Origin of the sequence: Nostoc sp. 2RC, from assembly GCF_014222165.1 — a bacterium.
Lineage (GTDB): Bacteria > Cyanobacteriota > Cyanobacteriia > Cyanobacteriales > Nostocaceae > Nostoc > Nostoc linckia.
The window spans coordinates 1-4,100 of the sequence record NZ_JACKZU010000521.1; the positions used below are offsets into that span (position 1 = coordinate 1).

The following is a 4,100-nucleotide window of genomic DNA, read 5'->3' on the forward strand; positions in this document are numbered from 1 at the left end:
GCTATGATTTATGGCTCATTGATTCGTCTAATGCTCAAGCGAATGGCTTCTTAAACTTTTGTTTACGAATCAGCTCTAAATGAGTGGTGAAATTGCGTTAGATACTTCTGTTGCAATACGTTTTTTGAATGGCGATCCTGATGTTGTTTCAAGGGTGTTGGCGTTACCAGAAATATTTTTATCGGTAGTAGTAGCGGGAGAGTTACTGTTTGGAGCTGAGAACTCGACTCGACCGTTGAAAAATCTTCCTCGATATTTGGAGTTTATGGAAGTTTGTACAGTTGTGCCTATGGAAAAGAGAACGGCACTTATCTATGCTCAAACTCGTTCAGCTTTGAAGCGCAAAGGGCGACCAATTCCTATGAATGATGTTTGGATTGCAGCGCATTGTCTGGAACATGGTTGGGTGCTTGTTACCGATGATTCAGATTTTGATTATGTGGATGGATTGGTTATAGAGCATTGGTAATGATAGCTATTATGTTTTGCGATCGCTTTTCCCATCATTTCAAAGCGCGTTAGCGTAGCCCGCCGCAGGCATCGCCAACAAGTGATAATGTAGCATTTTTCACTAATCAGTTAAGATCATCTTTATCAATCTTCTTTCCTCACCCTTTTCCTTGAAATTATGACGCAGGATGAGTTATTGGTACTGATAGATCGCGCCGTGGCTGAGGGGTGGCAAGAGTTAGACTTGTCGGGGCAGGAGTTGACTGAGTTACCTGTAGAAATTGGTAAGTTGAAGCAGCTTGAGTCTTTGATTTTGGGAAAGAAGGTTGGAGGTTATGAACGAGTAGGAGGCCGCGTTCTCCAAAAGGTTTTAGGCAACAATTTCAAAACGCTTCCACTCGAACTATTGGGTTTGCCTAATTTGCGTAAGTTGGATATTAGTGGCAATCCTTTAGAGAGCATTCCCGATGTGGTAACGCAAATACTACATTTAGAGGAACTTATCTTAATTCGAGTAGAACTAACTGAAATACCTGATGCGATCGCTAAATTAACCAATCTGACGCAGCTTGTCCTCAGTGACAACCAAATAACCCAGATACCAGAGGCGATCGCTAAATTAACCAATCTGACGCAGCTTAACCTCAGTGACAACCAAATAACCCAGATACCAGAGGCGATCGCTAAATTAACCAATTTGAGGCAGCTTATCCTCTATAACAACCAAATAACCGAGATTCCAGAGGCGCTCGCTAATTTAACCAATCTGAGGCAGCTTATGCTCAATGGCAACCAAATAACCGAGATTCCAGAGGCGCTCGCTAATTTAACCAATCTGACGCACCTTGACCTCAATGGCAACCAAATAACCGAGATTCCAGAGGCGCTCGCTAATTTAACCAATCTGACGCACCTTGACCTCATCGGCAACCGAATAACCGAGATTCCAGAGACGATCGCTAAATTAACCAATCTGACGCAGTTTTACCTCATCGGCAACCGAATAACCGAGATTCCAGAGGCGGTCGCTAAATTAACCAATCTGACGCAGTTTTACCTCATCGGCAACCGAATAACCGAGATTCCAGAGGCGATCGCTAAATTAACCAATCTGAGGGAGCTTTACCTCAGTAACAACCAAATAATCGAGATTCCAGAGGCGATCGCTAAATTAACCAATCTGAGGGAGCTTGAGCTGAGTGGCAATTCAATTACCAAGATTCCATTAGAAATTCTTAATTCAAAAGATCCAAAAGAGATTTTTAATTACTTGAGGCAAATTAGCACAAGTGAAACTCGACCATTACACGAAGCTAAACTCTTGCTTGTTGGACAAGGCAGCGTCGGCAAAACATCCCTCATCCAGCGACTAATCCACAATAAATATGATAAAAATCAACCCCAAACCGACGGACTCAATGTGGAAACTTGGAACGTGCAGGTCAATAGCAAACACATCCGCCTCAATGTTTGGGACTTTGGCGGACAGGAAATTTATCATGCCACCCATCAATTTTTTCTGACTAAGCGCAGCCTCTATCTCCTCGTTTGTAATTGTCGCACCAGCGAAGAAGAAAACCGCATCGAATATTGGCTGAAACTAATCGAAAGCTTCGGTGGACAGTCCCCCGTGATTATCGTTGGCAACAAAAAAGACGAACAACCCCTCGACATCAACCGCAAAGCATTACGCGAAAAATATCCTAACATTCAAGCGATTATCGAAACCTCCTGCCAAGACAATATCGGCATTGATGAACTTCGCACCGCAATTTTGCAGCAAATCGCTAACCTCAAAGAAGTCTACGACCTTCTACCCCTCTCATGGTTTGAGGTTAAACAAAAACTCGAATCCATGACTGAAGACTTCATCAGCTACAACCGCTACATCTGCATCTGCTACGAAAACATGATTCCCGAAGAACAAAACCACGATCAACTAATCGACTTGCTGCATCGACTCGGTTTAGTTCTCAACTTCCGCGATCATCCCATCCTCAAAGATACCAACGTCCTCAAACCCAACTGGGTGACAGAAGGCATTTACACGCTCCTGAGCGATGAAAACCTCAAAACTAAAACCAAAGGCATTTTCACCCCCGCCGATCTCACCCGCATCCTCGATCCAAAGCGCTACCCCACTAAGCGTCACGACTATCTAATCGGGCTGATGAAAGAATTTGAGCTTTGCTTTGCACTAGAATGTCAACCACCACAATTTCTGATTGCGGGACTTCTGCCTAAAGACCAACCAGACGAAACAAAACTCCACGACGAAACCCTAGAATTTCAATACCATTACAAAGTTCTCCCCGAAAGCATCATCTCCCGCTTCATTGTTAACACCCACGAAAAAATTCATAACCAAATCTATTGGCGCAGTGGCGTAATGCTGCAATATGAAGAAAACAACGAAATCTACAACATCGCTCGCATCAAAGCCGATCCCGAAGACAAAAAAATCTTTATCACCATTAGCGGACGTAAAGAAACACGCCGCTTATTTCTCGGTATTCTCCGCGATGTCTTCCAAAAAATCCACAAAAGTCTTCCCAATCTCGAAATCACCGAATGGGTTCCCGTCCCCAACTATCCCAAACATCCGCCCCTCGACTACCAAGAACTACTCGGACTCGAATCAATGGGTGAAAGCACAATCACCATCGGCAAACTAAAATTAAAACTCGATTTGCGTCAACTACTTGATGGATATGAAGATATAAGAACTCGACAAAGACAACAAATAGACAAAGAAATTATTGAATCAGCCCCCATTAAGGAATCAATTATGTCAGAAAGCATCAGAAACCAAATATTTGTTAGCTACAGTCATCAAGATGCAGAATGGTTAACACAACTGCAAACACAACTAAAACCCTATATTCGTGCAGAAGGTTTGATCGTTTGGGATGACACCAAAATTAAACCTGGCGCAAAATGGAAAACCGAAATTGAAAAAGCATTAGCTACGGCTAAGGTTGCTATCCTGCTAGTCAGCCCTGAGTTTATAGCCTCTGATTTCATCGACAGACATGAGCTACCCCCCTTACTTAACGCAGCCGAAGAAGAGGGATTAACTATTATCTGGATTCCAATTAGTGCAAGCTCATACAGAAAAACCGACATCGAAAAATACCAAGCTGTTCACCCTCCAAATAAACCCCTCGATACTCTAAATAAGGCAGAATGTAACCAAGCTTGGGTGAAAATTTGCGAAGAAGTCGAAAAGGCAATTAAATAAAACCTATGTCAAAATTAACCAAATTCAACTAAATGTTATGGAAATACGGAGCAAATTAGGCATTGAACTAAAGCTTCCCTCCGGTAAATAAACTTTTCTCACTCCAGAGGCGATCGGCTTGAAATGATGCCCGCCTTTGATTTAATGAAAATTGAACTAGCGATCGCCGAAGTAACAAATGCGAGCGCCAAAATAACAAATGCGAGCGCCGAAACAACAAATGCGAGCGCCGAAGTAACAAATGCGAGCGCCAAAATAACAAATGCGAGCGCCAAAATAACAAATGCGATCGCCAAAACAACAAATGCGATCGCCGAAACAACAAATGCGAGCGCCGAAGTAACAAATGCGAGCGCCAAAATAACAAATGCGAGCGCCGAAACAACAAATGCGAGCGCCGAAGTAACAA

3 protein-coding genes are annotated in these 4,100 nt (G+C 43.0%); 2 read left to right on the top strand and 1 reads right to left on the bottom strand.

The features are described from left to right. Nucleotides 1-79 precede the first annotated feature (79 nt). Both GNE10_RS32490 and GNE10_RS32495 read left to right on the top strand, forming a co-directional pair. A complete protein-coding gene (locus GNE10_RS32490) occupies nucleotides 80-469 on the top strand; it encodes a type II toxin-antitoxin system VapC family toxin (RefSeq protein ID WP_185570119.1) in 390 nt (129 codons plus the stop codon). A 159-nt stretch (nucleotides 470-628) separates the two neighbouring features. Further along, the gene (locus tag GNE10_RS32495) at nucleotides 629-3,691 is read left to right on the top strand and encodes a leucine-rich repeat domain-containing protein (protein WP_185570121.1); all 3,063 of its coding nucleotides are present in this window, start codon (nucleotides 629-631) and stop codon (nucleotides 3,689-3,691) included. Nucleotides 3,692-3,847: 156 nt separating this feature from the next. On the opposite strand, the gene GNE10_RS32500 is transcribed toward GNE10_RS32495, so the two are convergent. Further along, a partial coding sequence (locus GNE10_RS32500; RefSeq protein WP_185570123.1) for a hypothetical protein occupies nucleotides 3,848-4,100 on the bottom strand: 253 nt, incomplete at its 5' end.

What these genes read in the sequence shown, in the direction of transcription:
- GNE10_RS32495 (WP_185570121.1), top strand. Translation starts at nt 629, where the DNA reads ATGACGCAGGATGAGTTATTGGTACTGATAGATCGCGCCGTGGCTGAG.
- GNE10_RS32490 (WP_185570119.1), top strand. Translation starts at nt 80, where the DNA reads ATGAGTGGTGAAATTGCGTTAGATACTTCTGTTGCAATACGTTTTTTG.